The following is a 24523-nucleotide window of genomic DNA, read 5'->3' on the forward strand; positions in this document are numbered from 1 at the left end:
TCCCACGCTCCCGCCCGCGGGTCGCGCACTCGCGAGCGGGAGTGGCTCAGGCGGCTGGTTCCGGCACGCCTTCGGGGTGGGGTGAGCGAACCCCGGCGTGCCGGTGCAACACCAGCAGCCGCGCGGTGCCGGTCAGCGCCATCGCCAGCGCGACCAGGAACGACAGCCGGTAGGCCGGCGGCGCGGCCACGCCGTGCCGGAGCAGCTCGTCCAGCAGCAGCCCGGCCGCCAGTTCCGCGACCACCGCGAAGGTGAAGCCGCCCATGTTGGCGACCCCGCTGGCGACCCCGGCCTGATGCCCGTGGTTGGCCGAGCGCGCCAGGTCGAACGCGAGCATGCTCACCGCCCCGGCGGCTCCGACGAGGAACAGCACCGGTGCCAGCACCGGCGTCGGCACCGGGCCCGGCACCACGATCAGCACGGCCCAGCACAGCACGCTCACCACGGCCGCCGACGCGACCATCGGAGCGCGCAGGCCGGGCCGCCGGGACGCGACTTGCCCGGCGACCGTCCCGAGCAGCACGAACCCGGCCACCACGACGGTCAGCAGCGCGCCGGCCGCCGCGGGGGTCCGGCCCTGCGCGTGCACCAGGTACGGCTGCCCGAGCACCGCGGTGAACGTGACGAACGCGCCCATCAGCGTGAAGTGCGTCCACATCGCGTGCCGCGTCCCGCGATTGCGCCAGGCGTGCCGCAGGCTCACCCGCAGCGGCTCCGCCGGCACCTCGCGGGCCGCGGCCGCGGGCCCGTCCCGCAACGCGAGGGCCACCGCGACCAGCAGCACCGCCGTGATCACCCCGGCGGCGAGGAACGCGGGCGTCCACCCGAACCCGGTCAGCAGGGCGGCCAGTGGCGCGGTCGCGATCAGCTGGCCGAGACCACCGATCATCCCGGTCAGCGCGGCGACCAGCGCGTACCGGCGGCCGGGGAACCAGTTGTGGGCCAGCCGCAGCACGTTGACGAACAGGAACGCGTCGCCGGCGCCGATCAGCGCGCGCCCGGCCATCGCCGCCGGGTACGCGGTGGCGACGGCGAACACGATCGACCCGGCGGCCATCAGGGCCATCCCCAGCGCCAGCGATTTCCGTGGCCCGAACCGGTCCGCGGCGGCGCCGGCCGGCACCTGGAGCACGGCGTAGAGCACGAGCTGCACCACGGAGAACACGGCGAGCCCGGTCGCGTCGATCCCAAAGCGTTCCTGCGCGGTGAGCCCGGCTACCGACAGGCTCATCCGGTGGAACAGTGCGGTGAGGTAGCACAGCGCGCCCAGCCCCCACATGAACCAAGCCCTGGTCACCGGACCACCTCCTGTTGCATCTATCTTGTATCCATGAGCGTCGTGGCTACGATGCGCGCATGTCAACGAGGGACCGCTCACAGGCGGCCGGCGACCGGGCCTACCGCTGGACCAAGGACCGCATCCTGGACGGTCGCCTCGAGGGCGGACGGCTGATTAGCGAGGGCGAGGTCGCCGATGCGCTGGCCCTGTCCCGCACCCCGGTCCGGGAGGCGTTCCTGCGCCTGGCCGCCGAGGGACTGCTCCGGCTGTACCCGAAACGCGGCGCGCTGATCGTCCCGGTCTCCCCGGGCGAGGTGCACGACATCGCCGAGGCCCGGACCTTCCTGGAGCGGCACGCGGCGGCGAAGGTCATCGCCGCCGGCACCCACCGCGAGGTCGCCGCCGAGATGCGCGCGGTCCTCGACGAGCAGCGGGCGGTGCCGATGCCCGAGCACACCGCCCGCTTCACCCAGCTCGACCGAGAGTTCCACGCCACCCTCGTGCAGGCCGCCGGGAACGCGCTGCTCGCCGGGTTCTACTCCGGACTGCGCGACCGCCAGCTGCGGATGGTCAACACGGCACTGCGGGACAACACCGTCCGCCCGCCGATCATCATCGAGGAGCACGCGCGGATCTGCGACCTGCTCGCCGCCGGGGACACCGAGACCCTGCAGGCCCTCATCGGCAACCACATCGCCGCCGTGCGAGACGAAGCCACCCACTGAAGCTGCACTGAACCGGCACTCAACCAGCACTGAACCAGCCTTGTACCACGCTGTCCCGCGCCGTATAGTCCACGTGGAATAAACGAACTGGAGCACCGATGTCCTCCGTGAAGCTCACGCCCCTCGCACTCGCCGTCCTGGAACTGCTGCACGAGGGACCGATGCACCCGTACGAGATGACCCAGCTCATGCGGGACCGGCACATCACCAACCGGGTCCCGGTCAAACCGGGCTCGCTGTACCACACCGTCGACCGGCTGCTCACGGCCGGACACATCGCGGTCGTGGAAACCCAGCGGGAGGGCCGCCGCCCGGAACGCACCGTGTACGCGCTCACCGAGCAGGGGCGCGACGCCTTCATGGACCGCGCCCAGGTGATGCTCGGCACCGTCGCCGAGGAGTACCCGCAATACGTCACCGGCCTCAGCACCATGGACGACCTCGGCCGGGATGTGTCGCTGGAACAACTGCGGTTGCGCGTGATGCGGCTCGAAGGGAAGGTCGCCGAGCACGAGGCCATCCTCCGCCGCCTGGAAACCGAAGGCGTGCCGCGCATCCACTGGGTGGACTGGTGCTACACCACCGCCCGGCTGCAGTTCGAACTGGACTGGACGCGCGAACTGATCCAGGACATCACCACGGGACGGCTGCCGTTCCTGGCCGAGCAACGGCAGCCCGACCTCTCCATCGTCCCCACCGAATCCACCGAGGACAAACCTGATGACCGAGCGAGCTAACCCGTGGGCAGCGCTGAGCGCGCTGTGCATCGGGTTCTTCATGATCCTGCTCGACACCACGATCGTCTCCATCGCGATCCCGTCGATGGTGCGCGGGCTGCACACCGACCTCAACGCGGTCGTCTGGGTGATGAGCGTCTACCTGCTCACCTACGCGGTCCCGATGCTGTTCACCAGCAGGCTCGGCGACCGCTTCGGCCCGAAGCGGCTGTTCGTCGCCGGCCTGGCGGTGTTCACGCTCGCGTCGCTGTGGTGCGGCCTGTCCGGCTCCGCCGGCATGCTCATCACGGCCCGCGCCGTGCAGGGCCTGGGCGCCGCCCTGATGACGCCCCAGACACTGGCGTTCATCACCCACCTGTTCCCGCCGGCCAAGCGCGGCCCGGCGATGGGCCTGTGGGGCGGGGTGGCCGGGCTGGCGACCATCACCGGACCGCTGCTCGGCGGTGTCCTGGTGGACCACCTGGGCTGGGAGTGGATCTTCTTCGTCAACGTGCCGGTCGGCGCGGTCGGCCTGGTCCTGGCGATGGTGCTGGTGCCCGACTGGCAGCCGCGCAACGCGCACTCGTTCGACGTCCCGGGCATCCTGCTGTCGGTCGCCGGGCTGTCGCTGCTGGTCTTCGGCCTGCAGAACGGGCAGCACTACGACTGGGGCACGGTCGCCGGCCCGATCACCGTGTTCGAGGTGATCGCCGCCGGCGCGCTGCTGCTGGTCGCGTTCGTGGTGTGGCAGCACTACAACCGCCGCGAACCGCTGCTGCCGCTGCGGGTGTTCGGCAACCGCAACTTCTCGGCCGGGACCCTCACCGCGGTCACCATCGGCTTCACGATGACCGCGATGTTCCTGCCGCTGGTCATCTACATCCAGGACGTCCTGCTGCTCTCCCCCACCGAGGCCGGGCTGATCACGGCCCCGATGTCGCTGCTGTCCGGCGTGATGGCACCGTTCATCGGGCGGTTGTCGGACCGGGTCAACCCGAAGTACCTGGTGATCTTCGGGATCGTCGCGCTCGCCGCCGGGATGGCGCTGATCGCCCTGATGGCGCGCGAGACGAGCACCTGGTGGGTCACCTTCCCCGGCCTGCTGCTGTGCGGGATGGGCACCGGATCGGTGTTCGCGCCGATGAGCAACGCGACGATGAGCTCGGTCGAGCCGCGGCTGGCCGGCACGGCGTCGGGCATCTTCAACACCGCCCGCCAGGTCGGTGGCGTGTTCGGCAGTGCGGCGACCGGCGTGCTGTTGCAGGCGCGGATCAGCGCGGGCATGGCGAGCAGCCACGGCAACGCACCGGTCGCGCTGACGACCGCGGCCCGCGAAACCCTGATCCTGCCGATCGGGGTGCTCCTGCTCGGGATCTTGGCGGCGGCCGCGATGCACCGGCCGGTGCCGCGGCGGGCGCCCGCCCAGCCGGACCCGGCGGGGGCCCGCGCGTAAGGCGTTACCCTCGCGCTCGTGCGATTCGTTCTGGCTTCCCAGTCCCCCGCCCGGCTGGCGGTGCTGCGCGCCGCCGGCATCGAGCCGAGTGTCGTGGTCTCCGGCGTCGACGAGGACGCGGTGGCCGCGGCGCTGACCGACCCGTCCCGCGAGGAGCTCGTCACCGCGCTGGCGCTGGCGAAGGCCGGGGCCGTGCTGGCCGAGGTCGCCCGCACACACGCGAACGCGGTGGTCGTGGGCTGCGACTCGATGCTGTCGTTCCAGGGGGAGATGCTCGGCAAGCCGGGCGACGCCGGTACCGCGCGGAAGCGGTGGGCGCAGATGGCCGGTGGCTCCGGCGACCTGCTGACCGGGCACGCGGTGCTGCTGGTCGAGGACGGGCGGAAGGTCCGGCAGGCGACCGGCACGCAGTCGACGCGGGTGCGGTTCGCCAGCCCGTCGCCGGCCGAGATCGACGCCTACGTCGCGACCGGCGAGCCGCTGCAGGTCGCCGGCGCGTTCACCCTCGACGGGCTGGGCGGCTGGTTCGTCGAGGGCATCGAGGGCGACCCGTCCAGCGTGATCGGCATCAGCCTGCCGCTGACCCGGCGGCTGCTGGCGGAGGTCGGGGTGAGCGTCACCGACCTCTGGTCTCCCACATCGTGAGAAGTCGCCCACACGAACGGGTCATGGGGAAGAGTCCGGTGACGGCGCGTGTTGACCACACGCGGCACAACCAGTGACTTTCACGCCCCGGAGCGAACCAGTGTCCCTGTTACGGTCCTACACCAAACCCAAGGTCTTCGGCCTGATCGTGGTCGTCGCGCTCGTCGTGGGCGCGCTGCTGGGCGTCCTCGCCAAGCAGACCGGCCAGGACTGGCTCGTCACGACCCTGAAGACGATCGGGACGATCTTCACGAACCTGCTGCAGGTCACGGTCCTGCCGCTGGTCTTCACGGCCATCGTGCTGGGCATCGTGAGCCTGCGCGGTCTCGGCGGCGCCCGCACCGCGGCCCGGCTGGGCGGCAAGACCGTGCTGTGGTTCGCCACGACCTCGCTAATCGCGGTGCTCATCGGCATCGCCGTCGGCAAGATCGTCAACCCGGGCAGCGGGGTCTCGCTGAAGCCCAAGCCGGAGACGGTGCAGAAACTCGCCTCCCGCGACCACGGCTCGTGGCTGGACCTGATCAAGAACCTGGTGCCGAGCAACCTGTTCGAAGCCTTCGCCGACGGCGAGATCCTGCAGGTCGTGCTCGTGTCGCTGGCGGTCGGCCTGGCCGTCTACACGCTGGGCGACCGCGCCGAACCGTTCGTGAACCTCAACCGCGCGGTGTTCGACATCGTGCAGAAGGTGCTGAGCTGGATCATCCGGCTCGCGCCGCTGGGTGTGCTCGGCCTGATCGGCAACGCGTTCGCCACCTACGGCGACCAGTTCGTCCGGCCGCTGCTGTCGCTGATCATCGCCGTCTACGTGGGCACCCTGCTCGTGCTGTTCGTCGTCTACCCGCTGCTGCTGCGGTTCGTCGGCAAGGTGAGCCCGGCGCTGTTCTTCCGCAAGGCGTGGACGGCGCTGCAGTTCGCGTTCGTGTCCCGCTCCTCCGGTGCGACACTGCCGCTGAGCCGCCAGACCGCGGTCAACCTGGGCGTGGATCCGGGCTACGCGAGCTTCGCGGTGCCGCTCGGCACGACGACCAAGATGGACGGGTGCGCCGCGGTGTACCCAGCGGTGGCCACGATCTTCATCGCGAACCTGTTCGGCATCCCGCTGTCCTTCGGCGACTACGTGCTGATCGTCGTGGTCGCGGTCTTCGGCGCGATCGCCACGGCCGGGGTGACCGGCTGGTTCACCATGCTCACGCTGACGCTGAGCACGCTGAACCTGCCGCCAGAGGTGATCGCCACCGGCATCGCCGTGATCTACGGCATCGACCCGATCCTGGACATGATGCGCACCGCCACCAACGTGGCCGGCCAGATCGCCATCCCGACCTGGATCGCCCGCACCGAGGGGCTGCTCGACGACGAGGTGCTGCACTCCGACACCACGGCGCCGCTGCTCGGCGCTCCCGCCACCGAGCCCTCGCCCGCCCGGGCCTGACGCGCACCCGGCGGGCGTGCTGAGTCAGGAACACGCCCGCAGATCACCCGGCGCGAGCTGCACCTCGGGCCAGCCAGGCACCTGGCTGACCGAGGTGTAGCGCCGGGTGCACCCCAGTGCGCTGCCGTCCAGCGCGAACACCCGCGCCAGCACCGGCGCGGTCTGCACGACCACGACCTCCGGCGCGTCGTCGCCGCTGACGTCCGTCAGCCGCACCACACCGGCGCTCGAGTAGTACGGCTTGCCCACCGGCCGCCAGGTGCCGCCGCGCTCGACCACCAGCTCGGCGATCGTCGCGCTCTCCTGCCGCGCCTGCACCAGGCACGCGGACACCGCGGCCGTGGCGCAGGTCAGCGAGTTCGCGTCCAGCCGCCCGCCAAGCTCGCTGACCGCCACCTCGAGCACGCTCGCGCCCGCCTGGAACCGCACGTTGCCGCCGCCGGGGCCGGCCAGCAGCTCCACCTGCTCACCGTGCACGCTCGTCTGCGACACCACCTGGCACGGCCCGTCGCCGCAATCCGCGCCCGCGATCACCGCGCTGCTCCCGGCAGCCGCGGCGGGCGGCGCAGCGCCGCTACCGTCCGCCCGCAGCAATCGCACGGTCACCAGGGCGGACAAGGCCACCACCGCGGTCAGGACCGCGGTCACGACGACCGAACGAGGCGCGCTCCCCCTGCCCACGTGCCCACCCCTTTCCCTTTCAGGGTAAGCGTGAGCCGGGTCTCACCGCAGCTGGACTACGCCGCCGTAAACTCCGGGAAAGGCCCGCGGAAGCGCCGCGCGACGCTCCGGGGGGATTGCGTGAAGGACCAGATGGAGGTATAGGCGTGCCCGAGCAGGCCAGCGCGACCCAGGGCGGACCGGTGACGAAGATCCTCGTCGCCAACCGGGGCGAGATCGCGGTCCGCGTCATCAGAGCGGCCAGGGACGCCGGGCTCGCGAGTGTCGCGGTCTACGCCGATCCCGACCGGGACGCGCCGCACGTCCAGCTCGCCGACGAGGCGTTCGCCCTCGGCGGCACCACAGCCGCCGAGAGCTACCTGGTCATCGACAAGCTCATCGACGTCGCGAAGCGTTCCGGCGCCGACTCCGTCCACCCCGGCTACGGCTTCCTCTCCGAGAACGCCGACTTCGCGCAGGCGGTCATCGACGCGGGCCTGACCTGGATCGGGCCGAGCCCGCAGGCCATCCGCGACCTCGGTGACAAGGTCACGGCGCGGCACATCGCGCTCAAGGCCGGTGCCCCTCTGGTCCCGGGCACCAAGGACCCCGTGGCGAACGCGGACGAGATCGTCGCCTTCGCCGAGGAGCACGGCCTGCCGGTCGCCATCAAGGCCGCCTTCGGCGGTGGCGGCCGCGGCCTGAAGGTCGCGCGCACCAAGGAGGAGATCCCGGAGCTGTTCGAGTCGGCCACCCGCGAGGCGGTCGCCGCGTTCGGCCGGGGCGAGTGCTTCGTCGAGCGCTACCTGGACAAGCCGCGGCACGTCGAGGCCCAGGTGCTGGCCGACCTGCACGGCAACGTGGTGGTCGTCGGCACCCGTGACTGCTCGCTCCAGCGCCGTCACCAGAAACTCGTCGAGGAGGCGCCCGCGCCGTTCCTGAACGACGAGCAGCGCCGCACCATCCACGAGTCGGCCAAGGCGATCTGCCGCGAGGCGGGCTACTCCGGCGCCGGCACCGTCGAATACCTGGTCGGCGTGGACGGCACCATCTCGTTCCTGGAGGTCAACACCCGCCTGCAGGTCGAGCACCCGGTGTCGGAGGAGACCGCGGGGGTCGACCTGGTGCGCGAGATGTTCCGCATCGCGCAGGGCGAGAAGCTGCGCTTCACCGAGGACCCGACCCCGCGCGGCCACTCGATCGAGTTCCGCATCAACGGCGAGGACGCCGGCCGCAACTTCCTGCCGGCGCCGGGCACCGTCACCAAGCTGGTCTTCCCCGAGGGCCCGGGCGTGCGGGTCGACTCCGGCGTGGTCACCGGCAGCGTCATCGGCGGCCAGTTCGACTCGATGCTCGCCAAGGTCATCGTCACCGGCACCGACCGGCAGAACGCGCTGGAGCGCAGCCGCCGCGCGCTGGACGAGATGGTCGTCGAGGGCATGGCGACGGTTCTGCCGTTCCACCGCGTCATCGTGCGCGACCCGGCGTTCGTCGGCGACGAGGACGGGTTCTCCGTGCACACCCGGTGGATCGAAACCGAGTTCGACAACCAGATCGAGCCGTTCACCGCGGCTGCCGAGGCCGAGGACGAGGACGAGCCGCGGCAGACGGTGGTGGTCGAGGTCGGCGGCCGCCGTCTGGAGGTCTCGCTGCCGGGCGACCTCGCGCTCAGCGGTGGCGGTGGCGGCAAGGGCAACGGTGGAGCCAAGGGCAAGCCGCGCAAGCGGGGCGGCGGCACCAAGTCGGCGGTCAGCGGCGACGCCGTGACAGCACCCATGCAGGGCACCATCGTCAAGATCGCGGTCGAGGACGGCCAGCAGGTCGAGGCGGGCGAACTGCTCGTCGTACTCGAGGCGATGAAGATGGAAAACCCGGTCACCGCACACAAGTCGGGCACCGTGACCGGACTTTCCGTCGAGGTGGGCACGGCCGTGACACAAGGCGCTTCCCTGCTCGAAATCAAGGACTAACCTGACGGTGTGACCGAGGTTCCCTCCCCCGATCTGCGCATCGGCGACCACGACCGGGAGTCCGCGCTGAAGGTGCTCGGCGAGCACCTGAGCGCCGGGCGTCTGGACCTCGACGAGTACGGCGACCGTTCGGCGAAGGTCACCGCCGCCCGCACGCGGCGGGACCTCGCCGGGCTGTTCGCCGACCTGCCCGAACCGCACCCGGTGTTCGAAACCCCGGTGCAGCCGGTGGCGGCTCCCGTCGTGAAGAAGCCGGACCAGCCGGTGCAGTGGTCCGACCGGCCGCTGCCGCAGCGGGTGGCGGCCGCCGCCGTGCCCTTCCTGTGGGTGGCGGCGGTCGTGTTGTTCTTCGCCGTCGGCGGCTGGTGGTGGTTTGCCCTGCCGTTCGTGTTCACCGCCGCCGGCAGCGCGTTCTGGGGCAAGGACTGGGAACGGGACCGGCAGGCCGCCTACGACCGGCGCAGCTACCGCCGGGACCGGTGGGACCGGCGCCCATGACCGACCGGCCGGATCTGCGGCTCTCCGATGCCGAACGCACGGAGGCCATGGACGCCCTGTCCGAGCACGTCCGCACCGGCCGCCTGGACATCGACGAGTTCGGCATCCGGTCGGCGAAGGTGGCGGCTGCCCGGACCCGGGGGGACCTGGCGCCGCTGTTCACCGACCTGCCCGCGCCGCGGCCACGCGTGCTCGACGTCGAGCCGGCCCCGGCTCGTCCGCCCGCGCGGAAGCTCGGGATGGGTCTTCTTCCGCTGCTGATCGTCGCGGCCGTGGCGTTGTTCGTGCTGACGCGCGGGATGTGGCTGGTGTTCCTGGTCCCGGTGGTCGCCGGAGCGGCCCTGACCTGGCGCCGCTGACCCCCACCGCCAACACACCGCCACAACCGGCCAACACACCGCCACGAGCAGCCAACACGGCGCCGGGCGCCGTGTTCGCCGCTCCTGGCGGCGGGTTGGCTCCCGCGGGACAAGGCCGGCGCGCGCGGGGAGCCCCGGCCGGGACCTCGGGTCGCTGATACGCCGCCAATAGGCGGGTGTGGCCCAGTCCTCTTGTGCCGGGCGACACAAATCCTCGCGCACCTCGGTGACCTTGTGGTGATCTGGTTTCAGATTCCGATTCAGCGCTGAACGGGGGGACCGTGGGCGAGTCCAGCGTCTTTCTGACCCGCATCCTCGACATGCTGCTAGATGGCGGCGACCAGGTCGCCTTTGCCCATCGTAGCCGGTCGACAACGTATCGGGAGACCTTCGACACATTACGGCGGCTGCATGCGACCCTGAAATCGGAAGGGATCGCGCCCGGTCAGCTCGTCGCCATTACCGGAGAAAATGCGCCGGAAACAATTCTTCTCCAGTTCGCTTCCCAGTTGCTCGGCGCTCGGGTGGTGCATGTGGACGGTGCGCGCACCGATCTGGTGGAGCTGCTCGAAGTGGACCACGTGCTGACGACGGATCCGCAAGGCCCGTTGGTGACCTCGCGCGTCGCCCGGGGCCCGCGCCGGGGCGAGGACGTCCCGTTGCCGCGCACGATCGAGACGATGTTCTCCGGGGACGGCACGAACCTGGTCTGCTACCGCGACGTCTACGAGGAGATGGCCCGCACGACGCAGCCCCACCTCGGTGACCCCCAGCGGGTGCTGCTGATCGCGCCCCTGTCCCACCCGATCGGCAACCGCCTGACGTGCAAGGCGCTGCTGGCCGGTGACACGGTGGTGCTGCACGAACGCACAGCGGGCACCGGCACCTTCGCGACGGCCAACCTCGCCGGCGAAGCCTGAGCGACCGGGTGGTGGTGCCCGCCCGCACCACCACCCGTCAGCACGACAGCCAGCCGGTCAGCCCACCGGAGCGGTCAGCCGTGCCCGTGCCTCGGGCGCGCTGGAGCGCCGTTCATCAGCCGCCTCGTCGCTGGGCTGGGTCTGCGAATCCCGCTCCGCCGCGACCCGTGCGGTGTACACCTCGACCTCGTGCCGGATCGTGTCCTCGGACCAGCCCAGCGTGTCCGCCACCATCCGCGCCACCGCCTCGGCGCAGTCCACGCCGCGGTGCGGGTACTCGATCGAGATGCGCGTGCGCCGGGCGAGGATGTCCTCCAGGTGCAGCGCCCCTTCATGGCTGGCGGCGTACACGGCCTCGACCCCGAGGTAGTCCGGCGCGTGCTCGATCGGGCGCAGCAGCTCGGGCCGGTCGTCACCGAGCGCCAGCACCTCGTGCACCAGCGAGCCGTACCGGTCCAGCAGGTGCCGCACGCGGTACGGGTGCAGGCCGTGCTGGGTGGCCAGATGGTCGGCCTGGTTGACCAGCGCGTGGTAGCCGTCGGCGCCGAGCAGCGGCACCTTGTCGGTGATGGAGGACTGCAGCCGTCCCGGCAGGTCGGGCGCGGCCGCGTCCACCGCATCGGCCGCCATCACCCGGTAGGTGGTGTACTTGCCTCCCGCGATGGCGACCAGGCCGGGCGCCACCCGCGCCACCGCGTGCTCCCGCGACAGCTTCGAGGTCTCCTCGCTCTCCCCGGCCAGCAACGGGCGCAACCCGGCGTAGACGCCCTCGATGTCGTCGTGCGTGAGCGGTGTCGCGAGGACCTCGTTGACGTGCTCGAGGATGTAGTCGATGTCGTTCTTCGTGGCCGCCGGGTGCGCGAGGTCGAGGTTCCAGTCGGTGTCGGTGGTACCCACGATCCAGTGGTTGCGCCAGGGGATCACGAACAGCACCGACTTCTCGGTCCGCAGGATCAGCCCGGACTCGGACACGATCCGGTCACGCGGCACCACGATGTGCACGCCCTTGCTGGCGCGCACCCGGAACCGGCCGCGGCTGCCGGACAGCCGCTGCAGCTCGTCGGTCCACACCCCGGTGCAGTTGATGACCGCGTTGGCGTGGACCTCGGTCTCGCGCCCGTCCTCGACGTCACGCACCCGCACCCCGGAGATCCGGTCGGCCTCGCGCAGGAACCCGACGACCTGCGTGCTCATCCGCACCACGGCGCCGTAGTGGGCGGCGGTGCGCGCGACGGTCATGGTGTGCCGGGCGTCGTCGGCCTGCGAGTCGTAGTAGCGGATCCCCCCGATCAGGGCGTCCCGTTTGAGCGCGGGGACGAGCCGGAGCGCACCCGCCCGGGTGAGGTGCTTCTGCCCCGGGACCGACCGCGCGCCGCCCATCGTGTCGTAGAGGAACAGGCCGGCCGCGGTGTAGGGGCGCTCCCACACGCGGTGCTGCAGCGGGTACAGGAAGCTGACCGGTTTCACCAGGTGGGGCGCGATCCGGGTGAGCATCAGCTCGCGTTCGCGCAGCGCCTCGCGGACCAGACCGAACTCCAGCTGTTCGAGGTACCGCAGCCCGCCGTGGAACAGCTTGCTGGACCGGCTCGACGTGCCGGACGCCAGGTCACGGGCCTCGACCAGGGCGACCCGCAGGCCGCGGGTGGCCGCGTCGAGGGCGGTTCCGGCGCCCACCACGCCGCCACCGATCACCACGAGGTCGAACGTCTCGGCACCGAGCCGCCGCCAGGTCTCCTCCCTCGCCTCCGGCCCCAGCTTCGCCTCAGTCACTCCGGCTCCTCCCTCACGACGTCCGTCCACGCCTCCAGCATGACACGTTTGCGCACGTCTTCCCTCCGCAAGCGCTTGTCCGGTCCGCGTCAACGGCGCACCATGTGACCTTCGAGGCATTGTCGTCTCGCACAGGGAGGTGTGTCATGGCCGACCGCACGTCTCGTCCGTGGACGAGACTCCGGCAGACCACGGTGGGTGAACTGCTCGCCGAGTTCCTGGGTACCGCGATCCTGATCATCCTGGGCTGCGGCTCCGTCGCCGTGGCGGTGGCGGGCCTGCCCGGTTCGGGCCGCCAGACCGGCGACTTCGGACCCGCCAACTGGCTCATCATCGCCTGGGGCTGGGGCTTGGCGGTGACACTCGCCGTCTACGTGGCCGGCGGGGTCAGCGGCGCCCACATCAACCCGGCGGTGACCCTGGCCTTCGCGATCCGCCGCAAGTTCCCGTGGGCGAAGGTGCTGCCGTACTGGGTCGCGCAGGTCGTCGGCGCGTTCGCCGGTGCCGCCCTCGTGCTGGGCGTCTACCACAACGCGATCAACGCGTTCCTCGCCGCGCAGACCCCGCCGACGGACCGTCCGGGGTCACTGCCGACGTTCTCGATCTTCGCGACCTTCCCGGCGAAGTACTTCGGCAACGGCGTGTGGGGGCCGCTGGTGGACCAGATCGTGGGCACGGCGATCCTCGTCGCCATCCTCGCCGCGATCATCGACTCGCGGAACCAGGCGCCCGCGTCGAACCTGGCGCCGTTCGTCGTGGGTCTCATCGTGGTGGCGATCGGTCTCACCTACGGCACGAACGCCGGGTATGCGATCAACCCGGCCCGCGACCTCGGACCACGGCTGCTGGCCTTCGTGGCCGGATGGGGGTCCAAGGCGTTCCCGGGGAACGGGGACTGGTTCAGCGGGTACTGGTGGATACCCATAGTCGGTCCGCTCGTCGGCGGTGTGGTCGGCGTGCTGGTCTACGACTTCTTCATCGGCACCGTGCTGGCGGTCCGGCCGGCACCGGGAGCCGAGCCTACGCCGGAACCGGGGCGGGTCCCCGGGTCGGCCGACGGGGCCGGCGACGGTGCCAGGGCCGAGGGGGAGGCACTGTCCGACGCGGACCGTGCGGGGTCCACTCAGGCGCAGAGATCCGAATAGCACCAACAAGGCAGGCAACCCATTCGGAGGAAACCCATGCCCTCATACGTCGCCGCGATCGACCAGGGCACCACGTCCACCCGGGCGATGATCTTCGACCACTCGGGGCGGGTGGTCGCCGTCGACCAGCGCGAGCACGAACAGATCTTCCCGCAGGCCGGGTGGGTCGAGCACAACGCCGAGGAGATCTGGGAGAACACGCGCGCCGTCACCGCGGGCGCGCTCGCCAAGGCCGACCTGCAGGCGGGTGACATCGCCGCCGTCGGCGTCACGAACCAGCGCGAAACGACGCTGGTGTGGGACCGGAAGACGGGCAAGCCGGTCTACAACGCCATCGTCTGGCAGGACACCCGCACCGACCGGATCGTCGACGAGCTGGGCGAGCTCGGCGGCGGCCAGGAGCGGTACCGCCCGAAGACCGGTCTGCCGCTGGCGACGTACTTCTCGGGTCCGAAGGTCAAGTGGATCCTGGACAACGTCGAGGGTGCGCGGGAGCGGGCCGAGGCCGGTGACCTGGCGTTCGGCAACATGGACACCTGGACCGTGTGGAACATGACCGGCGGCCCGGAGGGCGGGTTGCACATCACCGACCCGACGAACGCCTCACGCACCCTGCTGATGGACCTGGACACGTTGAGCTGGGACGCCGACAACGCCGCCGACATGGGCATCCCGATGTCGATGCTGCCGGAGATCCGCTCGTCGTCCGAGGAGTACGGCAAGGTCCGGCCGCGCGGTGTGCTGTCCGGGGTGCCGATCGCCGGGATCCTCGGCGACCAGCAGGCAGCGACCTTCGGACAGGCGTGCCTGTCCCCCGGCGAGGCGAAGAACACCTACGGCACCGGCAACTTCGTGCTGCTGAACACCGGCACGGACAAGGTGATGTCGGAGAACGGCCTCCTCACCACGGTCTGCTACAAGATCGGGTCGAACGACACGGTCTACGCGCTGGAGGGTGCCATCGCGGTCACCGGTTCCCTGGTGCAGTGGCTGCGCGACAACCTCGGCATGATCAGCAACGCCGCCGAGATCGAGGCGCTGGCCCGCTCGGTCGAGGACAACGGCGGGGCGTACTTCGTGCCGGCGTTCTCCGGACTGTTCGCACCGTACTGGCGCTCGGACGCGCGCGGCGTGATCGCGGGCCTGACGCGGTACGTGAACAAGGGGCACATCGCCCGCGCGGTGCTGGAGGCGACGGCGTTCCAGACACGCGAGGTGATCGAGGCCATGAACGCCGATTCGGGTGTGCCGTTGAAGTCGCTGAAGGTCGACGGCGGAATGGTCGTGAACGAGCTGCTGATGCAGTTCCAGGCGGACATCCTGGACGTGCCGGTGATCCGCCCGGTCGTGGCCGAGACGACGGCGCTCGGCGCCGCGTACGCGGCCGGCCTGGCGACCGGGTTCTGGGCGAGCGAGGACGACATCCGCAACAACTGGGCCCAGGACAAGGAATGGACCCCGTCGATGGACGCCCAGCACCGCGAGACGCAGTACCGCAACTGGAAGAAGGCGGTGACCAAGACCTTCGACTGGGTGGAGTGACCGAGCGGCGTGTTTCTCTTGGCTGACGGGGGAAACACGCCGTCCACACCGGACCGGCCCGCTGGCGGCGGGCGACGTGACCTCAGTCCAGGTCGTCGTGACGCATGAGCTGCCGGGCAGCCTCGGTGATCGAGCCGGACAGCGACGGGTACACCGCGAACGTGAGCGCCAGGTGGTCCACCGTCAGCTGGTTCTGCACCGCCAGCGCGATCGGCAGGATCAGCTCGCTCGCGGTCGGCGCGACGACCACGCCACCGACGATCACCCCGGTCGCCGGGCGGCAGAACAGCTTCACGAACCCGCGCCGCAGACCCTCCATCTTGGCACGCGCGTTCGTGGCCAGCGGCAGCATGATCGTGCGGGCCGGCACCGCGCCGGAGTCGATCGCGCTCTGGCTGATGCCCACGGTCGCGATCTCCGGGTGGGTGAACACGTTCGCGGCGACGGTCTTGAGCTTGATCGGCGCGACACCCTCGCCGAGCGCGTGCCACATCGCGATGCGACCCTGCATGCTCGCCACGGACGCGAGCATCAGCACGCCCGTGCAGTCACCCGCCGCGTAGATCCCCGGGACGGTCGTGCGGGACACGCGGTCGACCGTGATGAAGCCGCCGGGTCCCGGCTCGATACCGACCTTCTCCAGGCCGATGTCCTTGGTGTTGGGCACCGAGCCGACGGTCATCAGCGCGTGGCTGGCCTCGATCACCCGGCCGTCCTGCAGGTGGACCTCGACGCCCTTCTCCGTCCGCTCGACGCGCTCGGCGCGCGCGTGCTTGACCACGGTGTTGCCGCGCTGGGCGAACACCTCCTCGAGCACGGCGGCGGCGTCGGCGTCCTCGTGCGGCAGGACGCGGTCCCGACTGGAGACGAGCGTGACCTTGACGCCCATCTCGGTGTAGGCGGAGGCGAACTCGGCACCGGTGACACCGGACCCGACCACCACCAGGTGCTCGGGCAGCTCCGGCAGGTCGTAAAGCTGGCGCCAGTCCAGGATGCGCTCGCCGTCGGGCACCGCGCCGGGCAGCACGCGCGGGGTGGCGCCGGTGGCGATGAGGACGACGTCGGCGTCGAGCACGTCGACGTCGCCGGTGTCCTTGGTGACACGGACCTTGTGCGCGGCCAGACCCGGCTCGTCGTCGTCGAAGCGGCCGGTCCCGGTGAGGATCTTCACACCTTCGCGTTGCACGCGGGCGCGGATGTCGGCGGACTGCGCGAGCGCCAGGCCCTTGACCCGGCCGTGCACGGTCCGGAGATCGACGCCGGTGTCGGCCATGTCGGTGATGATCCCCAGCTCACCGAGACCGTGCATGTTCGCGCGGGCGCCGGAGGAGGCGATGAACGTCTTCGACGGGACGCAGTCGTAGAGCACGCAGGCACCGCCGAGGCCGTCCTTCTCGACGATCGTGACGTCGGCGCCGTGCTGCGCGGCCACCAGGGCCGCCTCGTAACCCGCCGGTCCGCCGCCCATGATCACGATCCTGGTCACGTGGCTCTCCTCCTCCTTACGCGCACCTCGCCCACAACCTTAGGCGGCGACACCCGGAGTGCGTCCGGTTGGGTGAGAGACGGGCAGCTAGGCTGTGCGCGTGCCGTTGTATGCCGCCTACGGGTCCAACATGGATCCGAATCAGATGATGGAGCGAGCGCCGCATTCGCCCATGGCCGGCACCGGCTGGCTGGAGGGCTGGCGGCTGACCTTCGGGGGCGAGGACCTCGGCTGGGAAGGCGCGCTCGCGACCATCGTCGAAGACCCGGGCGCCCGGGTCTTCGTGGTGCTGTACGACGTGACGCCGCTCGACGAGGCGCTGCTCGACCGCTGGGAGGGCGGCGAGCTCGGCATGCACAACAAGATCCGGCTGCGGGTCCAGACCATGGACGGCTCCGCGCTCGCCTGGTTGTACGTCCTGGACGCCTACGAGGGCGGCCTGCCGTCCGCGCGGTACCTGGGCGTGCTCGCCGACGCCGCCGAAGCGGCCGGCGCCCCCACCGACTACGTGGACGACCTCCGCACCCGCCCCTGCCGCGGCATCACCTCCTGACCCGCTCCCGGCGCCGTGTTCACCCCTCCGCGCGCCGTGTTCACCACCCCGGGGCAGCGAGGTCGCCCTTCCGGACGCGGATGATGCACCAGCCCCTGCTGGTGAGCCGGGCGTCTCGCGCGGCGTCCTGGGCCTCCCGGGCCCTCGTGCGCTTCGTACCCGTCGTACCAAGCCCGCCTTCGACCGCACCCAGGCGGGAGAGGGCACGCTCGCCGAGAGCGGCGATCAGGTCGCTACGGCGCGCCGCGCCGTGCTCCGTGTCAGGTATCCCGAACAGGGAGCCAGGCTGCACCCGTTCAACGACGGGTAGTGACCGTCCGTGGAATCTGTGGACAACTCAACGGCATGTGGACAACTCCGGGCAGCGCTTCCGCGACCGGCGCGGCCAACACGGCGCGCTGCGCGGCGGACACACTACCCGGAGCGGCGAAGACGGCGTCGGGAGGAGTCAGGCCAGAGCGGCCAGTGCGGTGTGGACCAGGACCCGGACGCCGACGTGCAGGGCGCGTTCGTCCAGTTCGAAGGTGGGGCGGTGCAGGTCGCGCTGTTCACCTTCACCGGACCACACGCCCAGCCGGCAGAAGGCGCCGGGCACGTGCTCCAGGTACCAGGCGAAGTCCTCGCCGCCGGACGACTGTTCGGTGCCGGTCACCGCGCGGTCGCCGAGCGCGGCCCCGATCCCGGCGCGCAGCAGCGCGGTGCTGTCCTCGTCGCCGACGACCGGCGGCACGCCACGGCGGTAGTCCAGCTCGAACCCGACCCCGGTGGGCGCCAGCAGCGACTGCACCGACGACGCGACGAGCGGCTCCAGCTGCTTCCACACCTCGTGCTCGGCCGTACGGAGCGTGCCGCGCAGCACGCCCTCCTCCGGGACGGCGTTGGCGGCCTGCCCGGCGTGCACCGCGCCCCACACCAGCACGGTGCCGGACCGCGGGTCGACGCGCCGGGACAGCAGCGACGGCAGCGAGGTGATCACCACGCCGAGCGCGTGGACCAGGTCGGCGGTCAGGTGCGGCCGGGACGTGTGGCCCCCGGGCGAGGTCAGCCGCAGCTCGATGAGGTCGGCCGCCGAGGTCAGCGCGCCGTTGCGGGTGCCGATCTTGCCGACCTCGACGCGCGGGTCGCAGTGCAGCCCGAAGATCCGGTCGACACCGTCGAGCACGCCGGCGTCGATCAAGTCCAGCGCGCCGCCGGGCATGACCTCCTCGGCGGGCTGGAAGATCAGCCGGACGCGGCCGGGCAGTTCGGGCGCCGACGCGAGGGCGTTCGCCACACCGAGCAGGATCGCGGTGTGCGCGTCGTGCCCGCACGCGTGCGCGGCGCCCTCCACGGTCGACGAGTACGGCAGGCCGGTCGCCTCGGTCAGCGGCAGCGCGTCGATGTCCGCCCGGAGGGCCACGCAGCGGTCGCCGGTGCCGATGTCGCACACCACGCCGGTGCCGCCCGGCAGGACCTGCGGGGACAGCCCGGCCGAGCGCAGGATGCCGACGATCAGCTCCGTGGTCGCGAACTCGTGGCGCGCCAGCTCCGGGTTGGCGTGGATGTGACGGCGCCACGCGACCAGGTCGGTTCCGCCGCGGTCGAGCCACTCGTCCAGCCAGAAGGGGCCGCGCCCCGCACCGAGATCGGTCACGGGAGCCATGCTGACGCCGTCCTTCGTGATCAGCGCGTCCGGCGCCTCGAACGAGGTAGGGCGACCGCCGTGATCACCGGGAACCTCCGGGCGGGAGTCCAGCACGGTCACGCCGCACCTCCATGCACACCGAGAACTACGTAACCCATTTGACGCAATCCTGCACCATGCAAGGAGCAATCTTCGAACCAGATCTCACTCTGCGCGACAGCCGGTAGTGGATCTGCGTTGAGCGGCGCTACGGAATACGGCGTAACCGAACCCCGCCGAACGGCTCAGCCGGCGGCCTTCCGCTTCTTCTTCCGGACGCTGCGTCCCCAGAGGACGATCAACGCGAGCACCGCGGCGAGCACGCCGACGATGATCTTGTTCTTCGTCTTCTGCTGGTTCGCCTTGCTGTTCTGCTCCGGGTCGATCCGCGGCCCCGGATCGGTGGCCTGTTGCGGCACCACCGCCGCGGCGGTGACGTGCGCGGTGACCGGGGTGGCCAGCGCGGGCGCGGCCGGCGTGGCGAGCACCACGAGCGTCGACAGCATCAGACCCGCCAGCAGCGCACGCACCTTGACCATGAAGCCCAGTGTGCCCGGTCGGTTACCGGTCAACAAGCGGACTCACGGACTCACGCGGTGAAGGCGTCGAGGATCTTCTGCGCGCCCAGGGTCGCGGTGAGCCGTCCTTCCCGGACGTCCTGTTCGACCTGCGGGACCAGGGCGCGCACGCCCGGGTGTTCGGCGAGCCGCGCCTGGAGCTGTTCACGGACCATCGCCCAGGTCCAGTCGACCTGCTGCTGCTTGCGCTTGCGGTCCAGTTCTCCCGATCCGGACAGCGCTTCCCCGTGACGCTCGATCTGCTGCCACACGACGTCGAGTCCGATGTCGTTGAGCCCGCTGCAGGTCAGCACGGGTGGCGTCCACGCGGCGTCCGGTCCGTAGATCATCCGCAGGGCACCGGCGAGCTCGCGCGCGGCACGTTTGGCGTCGCGTTCGTGGTCACCGTCGGCCTTGTTCACCGCGATCACGTCGGCCAGCTCCAGGACGCCCTTCTTGATGCCCTGCAGCTGGTCGCCGGTGCGCGCCAGGGTGAGGAACAGGAAGCAGTCGACCATGTTGGCGACGGTCACCTCGGACTGCCCGACGCCGACGGTCTCGACCAGCACCACGTCGTACCCGGCGGCCTCCATCAGCACGATCGTCTCGCGGGTCGCGCGCGCGACGCCGCCGAGCGTGCCGGAGGTCGGGGACGGCCGGATGAACGCGGCCGGGTCGTTCGCCAGCCGCGCCATCCGGGTCTTGTCGCCGAGGATGCTGCCGCCGGTGCGGGTCGACGACGGGTCCACCGCCAGCACCGCGACCCGGTGACCGGCCTCGGTCAGGTCGGTGCCGAGCTGGTCGATGAAGGTCGACTTGCCGACCCCGGGCACCCCGGTGATGCCGACGCGCCGCGCGCCACCGGCGTGCGGCAGCAGCTCGACCAGCAGCTCCTGGGCTTGCTGCCGGTGGTCCGGCCGGTGGGACTCGACCAGTGTGATCGCCCGGGACAACGTGCCGCGGTCACCCGCGAGCACGCCCTTGGCGTAGGCACCGACGTCGATCTTGCGCGGCAACGGCTCAGGACTCCTGCTGCTCGAGCTGGTCGAGCAGGTCCAGCGCGGCGTCCGCGATGACCGTGCCCGGCCCGAAGATCGCCGACGCGCCGGCCGCGCGCAGCTCGTCGTAGTCCTGCGGCGGGATGACCCCGCCGCACACGATCATGATGTCCTCGCGGCCGAGCTGGGCCAGCTCCGCACGCAGCGCCGGCACCAGCGACAGGTGCCCGGCGGCCAGCGACGACACCCCGACGACGTGCACGTCCGCCTCGATCGCCTGGCGGGCCACCTCGGCCGGCGTGGAGAACAGCGGGCCGACGTCGACGTCGAAGCCGAGGTCGGCGAACGCGGTGGCGATCACCTTCTGGCCGCGGTCGTGCCCGTCCTGGCCCATCTTGGCGACGAGGATGCGCGGACGGCGCCCCTCGGCCTCGGCGAACGCCTCGACCCGCGCACGTGCCTTGTCCACGTTCTCGGATTTCCCGACCTCGTCGCGGTACACGCCGGAGATCGTACGAATCTGCCCGGAGTGGCGGCCCCACACCTTCTCCAGCGCGTCGGAGATCTCCCCGACGGTCGCCTTCGCGCGGGCGGCGTCCACCGCCAGCTCCAGCAGGTTGCCCTCGCCCCCGGCCGCGGCGGTGAGCCGCCGCAGCGCGTCCTGCGTGGCGTTCTCGTCGCGTTCCGCGCGCAGCCTCCTGAGCTTCTCCAGCTGCTGGGCCCGCACCCCGGCGTTGTCGACCTTGAGCACCTCGATCTGCTGGTCGTCGACCACCCGGTACTTGTTGACGCCGATCACCGGCTGACGGCCGGAATCGATCCGCGCCTGCGTGCGGGCCGCGGCTTCCTCGATGCGCATCTTGGGGATGCCGGCGTCGATCGCGCGGGCCATGCCGCCCGCCGACTCGACCTCGCTGATGTGGCCCCACGCCTTGCGCGCGAGGTCGTAGGTCAGCCGTTCGACGAACGCGCTGCCACCCCACGGGTCGATCACCCGGGTGGTGCCGGACTCCTGCTGCAGCAGCAGCTGGGTGTTGCGGGCGATGCGCGCCGAGAAGTCGGTCGGCAGGGCCAGCGCCTCGTCCAGGGCGTTGGTGTGCAGCGACTGCGTGTGCCCCTGGGTCGCGGCCATCGCCTCGACGCAGGTGCGGACGACGTTGTTGAACACGTCCTGCGCGGTCAGCGACCAGCCGCTCGTCTGGCTGTGGGTGCGCAGCGAGAGCGACTTGTCCGAGTTCGGCGAGAACTGCTTGACCAGCTTGGCCCACAGCAGCCGGGCCGCCCGCATCTTGGCGACCTCCATGAAGAAGTTCATGCCGATCGCCCAGAAGAAGGACAGGCGCGGCGCGAACTTGTCGACCTCGAGGCCGGCGTCCAGCCCCGCTCGGATGTACTCGACACCGTCGGCCAGCGTGTAGGCCAGCTCCAGGTCGGCGGTCGCCCCGGCCTCCTGCATGTGGTAGCCGGAGATGGAGATCGAGTTGAACCGCGGCATCCGCTGCGAGGTGTAGCCGAAGATGTCGGAGATGATCCGCATCGACGGCTGCGGCGGGTAGATGTAGGTGTTGCGGACCATGAACTCCTTGAGGATGTCGTTCTGGATGGTCCCGGCCAGCTGCTCGGGCCGCACCCCCTGCTCCTCGGCCGCCACGATGTACAGCGCCATGACGGGCAGCACCGCGCCGTTCATGGTCATCGACACGCTCATCTTGTCCAGCGGGATGCCGTCGAAGAGCTGGCGCATGTCGTAGATCGAGTCGATCGCCACGCCCGCCATGCCCACGTCACCCGCCACGCGCGGGTGGTCGGAGTCGTAACCGCGGTGGGTGGCCAGGTCGAAGGCCACCGACAGGCCCTTCTGACCGGCGGCGAGGTTGCGGCGGTAGAAGGCGTTGGACTCCGCGGCCGTGGAGAACCCGGCGTACTGCCGGATCGTCCACGGCTGGTTCACGTACATCGTCGGGTACGGGCCGCGCAGGAACGGCGCGATGCCCGGGTAGGTGTGCAGGAAGTCCAGGTCGGCGGTGTCCTCGGCGGTGTAGAGCGGCTTGATCCCGATGCCCTCGGGGGTCTCCCAGGTGAGGGCGTCGGGCCCCTTGCCGGTGCTCGAGTGCAGCGCCTCGGCCCAGTCGGTCTGGCTGCCCGGGTCCGGGATGCCGAGCTCGACGTCTGCGAAGTCCGGGATGGCCATCACTTCACTCCCAGCGTGTCGAGGAGGCCGGTCAGGGCGGCGAGTGCGTCGCAGCCCGCGTGGACGTACGTGTCGACGCCCGGGTACTCCGGCTTGCCGGCGAGGATCACCCGGCGGGCGCCGGCCTCGGTGAGCCGCTTCGCGGTGTCCGCGGCGTGTTCGGCGTAGAGCTTGTCGGTGCCGCACAGGCACGCGACCTTCGCACCGCTCTCCCGGAACGCGGCGACCAGCTTCTCGGTGTCCGCCACCGCGCCGGGGTTGACCGGCTCGATGCCGCCGGCCTGCAGGAGGTTCGCGGCGAAGGTGGCGCGTGCGGTGTGCGCGGCCACCGGTCCGAGTGTGGCGAGGAAGACCTTCGGCCGCTCGCCGGTTTCCGCGAGGTGGGCGTCGGAACGGTCGCGCAGCGCCTCGTACGCCTGCGCGTACCGCACGCGTGGCAGGCCACCCTCGTCCACCACGGACGGCGCCGGCGTCCGCTCCACCGGCTTCTCGTGCAAGTCCGGGAACTCGCTGACGCCGGTGATCGGGTCCGCGCGGGTCGCCAGGCGCTGCTGCCGCTTCTCCCACGTGTCCGCGAGCCGCGCGGCCAGGGCACGCGAGTCCAGCACCGCCTCGATGCCGCCCTCGCGCTCGATCCCGGTGAACACGCGCCACGCCGCGTTGGCGAGCGCGTCGGTCAGGTTCTCGACGTACCAGGAGCCACCCGCCGGGTCGATCACGCCGGCGAGCTTGGACTCCTCCAGCAGGATCGACTGGGTGTTGCGGGCGATCCGGCGGGAGAACGCGTCGGGCAGGCCGATCGCGAAATCGAACGGCAGCACGGTCACCGCGTCCGCGCCGCCGATGCCGGCGGCGAAGCAGGCGACCGTGGTGCGCAGCATGTTCACCCACGGGTCGCGGCGGGTGAACATCGCGGGCGAGGTGACGGCGTGCTGCCGCATGCCGCGCCCGGCGCCGGCGCCGGCCACCTCGCAGACCCGCGCCCAGAGGCGGCGGGCGGCACGCAGCTTGGCGATCGTGAGGAACTGGTCCGCGGTCGCGGCGAACCGGAACTCCAGCTGGTCGGCGGCCGCGTCGACGCTCAGCCCGGCATCGGTGAGGGCGCGCAGGTACGCCACCCCCGCCGCGATCGCGGCGCCGAGCTCCTGGGCGTCGGATCCGCCCGCCTCGTGGTACGGCAGCCCGTTGACGACGAGCGTGCGCAGCTTCGGGTGCTTGCCGGCCAGGCGCGCGGCCAGCGCGGCGGCCGGTGCGATGTCGTGCGGGCGGCCGGTGCGGGCGCGCAGCGCGATCGGGTCCGCGCCGATCGTGCCGGTGACCTCGCTGTCCGGGATGTTCTTGTCGGCGAACAAACTCAGGAGGGCGTCCGCGGCGGCTTCGTAGTCCGCGCCGGGATCCAGGACGATCGGCGCGAGGTCCAGGTAGACCTCGTTGAGCGCGTCGGCGAGCGCATCCGGTGGCAGAGCGTCACCACCCACGCGCAGCCACACCGAGGTGGCGCCGTTCTCCAGGTCCGCGAGGATGGCCTTGTTGGCCTGCGCCGGGTCCGCGCCGCCGTGCAGCACCCGCACGTCCCAGCCGGTGCCGACGTGGCCCTCCGGCCGCGCGCCGCGCACGTACGGCGGCAGCCCGGGGTAGCCGGCGGACGCCGCCGCGGTGTCCACGCTGTCGGCGGTGTAGAGCGGCTGGATCTCGATGCCGTCGTAGGTCTTGCTGGTCAGGAGGCTTTCCGGGGCGCCGTCGAAGTCCTCGGGCAGCACTCCGCTCTTCGTCAGCACCCCCGCGACGAGGCGTTGCCAGTCCGCCCGCCGCGGAGCCGTGAACTCGGCGGCGAGGGCGAGCTCGTCCGGCGAATCCGGGGTGGGCGCCGTTGTCCCAGCCTGAGTCATAGCTCTGATGGTAGGGCGCGGGCAAGGGGGACGATTGTGACTCTGCTCGCGGCCGGGCAGTAGTCGCGATCA

Annotated in this window: 21 protein-coding genes; 12 read left to right on the forward strand and 9 right to left on the reverse strand. The window is 71.2% G+C overall.

What is annotated here, in order from left to right:
* Window positions 1-46: 46 nt before the first annotated feature.
* Window positions 47-1297, reverse strand: a complete 1251-nt coding sequence (locus tag FHX45_RS11915) for an MFS transporter (protein ID WP_341771434.1) — start codon at window positions 1295-1297, stop codon at window positions 47-49.
* 59 nt (window positions 1298-1356) lie between these two features.
* Here FHX45_RS11915 and FHX45_RS11920 point away from each other — a divergent pair, with 59 nt between their 5' ends.
* The 5 genes from FHX45_RS11920 (at window position 1357) to FHX45_RS11940 (ending at window position 6250) form a co-directional block, all read left to right on the forward strand.
* Window positions 1357-2004, forward strand: a complete 648-nt coding sequence (locus FHX45_RS11920; protein WP_167100102.1) for a GntR family transcriptional regulator — start codon at window positions 1357-1359, stop codon at window positions 2002-2004.
* 98 nt (window positions 2005-2102) lie between these two features.
* Window positions 2103-2741 (forward strand): PadR family transcriptional regulator, encoded by a 639-nt coding sequence (locus tag FHX45_RS11925; RefSeq protein ID WP_167100105.1) that lies wholly within the window; start codon window positions 2103-2105, stop codon window positions 2739-2741.
* The gene (locus tag FHX45_RS11930) at window positions 2725-4173 is read left to right on the forward strand and encodes an MFS transporter (RefSeq protein ID WP_167100109.1); all 1449 of its coding nucleotides are present in this window, start codon (window positions 2725-2727) and stop codon (window positions 4171-4173) included. Before FHX45_RS11925 ends, FHX45_RS11930 begins: the two co-directional genes overlap by 17 nt.
* 18 nt (window positions 4174-4191) lie before the next feature.
* Complete coding sequence (locus FHX45_RS11935; protein WP_167100112.1) at window positions 4192-4818, forward strand: Maf family nucleotide pyrophosphatase; 627 nt, start codon at window positions 4192-4194, stop codon at window positions 4816-4818.
* Between the two features lie 100 nt (window positions 4819-4918).
* Window positions 4919-6250, forward strand: coding sequence for a cation:dicarboxylate symporter family transporter (locus tag FHX45_RS11940; RefSeq protein WP_167100115.1), 1332 nt, complete (start codon window positions 4919-4921; stop codon window positions 6248-6250).
* Window positions 6251-6274: 24 nt separating this feature from the next.
* Here FHX45_RS11940 and FHX45_RS11945 read toward each other — a convergent pair whose 3' ends face one another.
* Window positions 6275-6931, reverse strand: a complete 657-nt coding sequence (locus tag FHX45_RS11945; RefSeq protein ID WP_341771435.1) for a hypothetical protein — start codon at window positions 6929-6931, stop codon at window positions 6275-6277.
* A gap of 146 nt (window positions 6932-7077) precedes the next feature.
* Here FHX45_RS11945 and FHX45_RS11950 point away from each other — a divergent pair, with 146 nt between their 5' ends.
* The 4 genes from FHX45_RS11950 to FHX45_RS11965 all read left to right on the forward strand — a co-directional run bounded on the left by FHX45_RS11950 (window position 7078) and on the right by FHX45_RS11965 (window position 10657).
* Window positions 7078-8880 carry an ATP-binding protein gene (locus tag FHX45_RS11950; RefSeq protein ID WP_167100118.1) on the forward strand — a complete coding sequence of 601 codons (1803 nt, stop codon included), beginning with the start codon at window positions 7078-7080 and terminating at the stop codon, window positions 8878-8880.
* Between the two features lie 9 nt (window positions 8881-8889).
* The gene (locus tag FHX45_RS11955; RefSeq protein ID WP_167100121.1) at window positions 8890-9378 is read left to right on the forward strand and encodes a DUF1707 domain-containing protein; all 489 of its coding nucleotides are present in this window, start codon (window positions 8890-8892) and stop codon (window positions 9376-9378) included.
* The gene (locus tag FHX45_RS11960) at window positions 9375-9737 is read left to right on the forward strand and encodes a DUF1707 SHOCT-like domain-containing protein (protein ID WP_167100124.1); all 363 of its coding nucleotides are present in this window, start codon (window positions 9375-9377) and stop codon (window positions 9735-9737) included. Before FHX45_RS11955 ends, FHX45_RS11960 begins: the two co-directional genes overlap by 4 nt.
* A gap of 281 nt (window positions 9738-10018) precedes the next feature.
* Entirely contained in the window at window positions 10019-10657 is a 639-nt protein-coding gene (locus FHX45_RS11965; protein WP_208405897.1) for an AMP-binding protein, read from the forward strand.
* A gap of 57 nt (window positions 10658-10714) precedes the next feature.
* Here FHX45_RS11965 and FHX45_RS11970 read toward each other — a convergent pair whose 3' ends face one another.
* A complete protein-coding gene (locus FHX45_RS11970; RefSeq protein WP_167100127.1) occupies window positions 10715-12427 on the reverse strand; it encodes an FAD-dependent oxidoreductase in 1713 nt (570 codons plus the stop codon).
* Between the two features lie 146 nt (window positions 12428-12573).
* On the opposite strand from FHX45_RS11970, the gene FHX45_RS11975 reads away from it, so the two are divergent.
* Both FHX45_RS11975 and glpK read left to right on the forward strand, forming a co-directional pair.
* Window positions 12574-13572 (forward strand): MIP/aquaporin family protein, encoded by a 999-nt coding sequence (locus tag FHX45_RS11975; protein WP_167100130.1) that lies wholly within the window; start codon window positions 12574-12576, stop codon window positions 13570-13572.
* A gap of 36 nt (window positions 13573-13608) precedes the next feature.
* Window positions 13609-15114, forward strand: coding sequence for a glycerol kinase GlpK (gene glpK, locus FHX45_RS11980; protein WP_167100133.1), 1506 nt, complete (start codon window positions 13609-13611; stop codon window positions 15112-15114).
* Between the two features lie 82 nt (window positions 15115-15196).
* On the opposite strand, the gene FHX45_RS11985 is transcribed toward glpK, so the two are convergent.
* Complete coding sequence (locus FHX45_RS11985; protein ID WP_167100136.1) at window positions 15197-16600, reverse strand: NAD(P)H-quinone dehydrogenase; 1404 nt, start codon at window positions 16598-16600, stop codon at window positions 15197-15199.
* 100 nt (window positions 16601-16700) lie between these two features.
* Here FHX45_RS11985 and FHX45_RS11990 point away from each other — a divergent pair, with 100 nt between their 5' ends.
* Window positions 16701-17153 carry a gamma-glutamylcyclotransferase gene (locus FHX45_RS11990; protein ID WP_167100139.1) on the forward strand — a complete coding sequence of 151 codons (453 nt, stop codon included), beginning with the start codon at window positions 16701-16703 and terminating at the stop codon, window positions 17151-17153.
* Window positions 17154-17601: 448 nt separating this feature from the next.
* Here the strand turns inward: FHX45_RS11990 and FHX45_RS11995 are convergent, their stop codons facing one another.
* From FHX45_RS11995 to FHX45_RS12015, 5 genes are all read right to left on the reverse strand, one after another.
* Window positions 17602-18897, reverse strand: coding sequence for an amidohydrolase (locus tag FHX45_RS11995; protein ID WP_167100142.1), 1296 nt, complete (start codon window positions 18895-18897; stop codon window positions 17602-17604).
* A 164-nt stretch (window positions 18898-19061) separates the two neighbouring features.
* Entirely contained in the window at window positions 19062-19355 is a 294-nt protein-coding gene (locus FHX45_RS12000; RefSeq protein WP_167100145.1) for a hypothetical protein, read from the reverse strand.
* A 50-nt stretch (window positions 19356-19405) separates the two neighbouring features.
* The gene (gene meaB, locus FHX45_RS12005; RefSeq protein WP_167100148.1) at window positions 19406-20389 is read right to left on the reverse strand and encodes a methylmalonyl Co-A mutase-associated GTPase MeaB; all 984 of its coding nucleotides are present in this window, start codon (window positions 20387-20389) and stop codon (window positions 19406-19408) included.
* Between the two features lie 4 nt (window positions 20390-20393).
* Window positions 20394-22562 (reverse strand): methylmalonyl-CoA mutase, encoded by a 2169-nt coding sequence (gene scpA / locus FHX45_RS12010; RefSeq protein ID WP_167100151.1) that lies wholly within the window; start codon window positions 22560-22562, stop codon window positions 20394-20396.
* Entirely contained in the window at window positions 22562-24451 is a 1890-nt protein-coding gene (locus FHX45_RS12015) for a methylmalonyl-CoA mutase family protein (protein ID WP_167100154.1), read from the reverse strand. Before FHX45_RS12015 ends, scpA begins: the two co-directional genes overlap by 1 nt.
* Window positions 24452-24523: the final 72 nt, after the last annotated feature.

This window comes from Amycolatopsis granulosa (assembly GCF_011758745.1).
GTDB classification, from domain to species: Bacteria; Actinomycetota; Actinomycetes; order Mycobacteriales; family Pseudonocardiaceae; genus Amycolatopsis_E; species Amycolatopsis_E granulosa.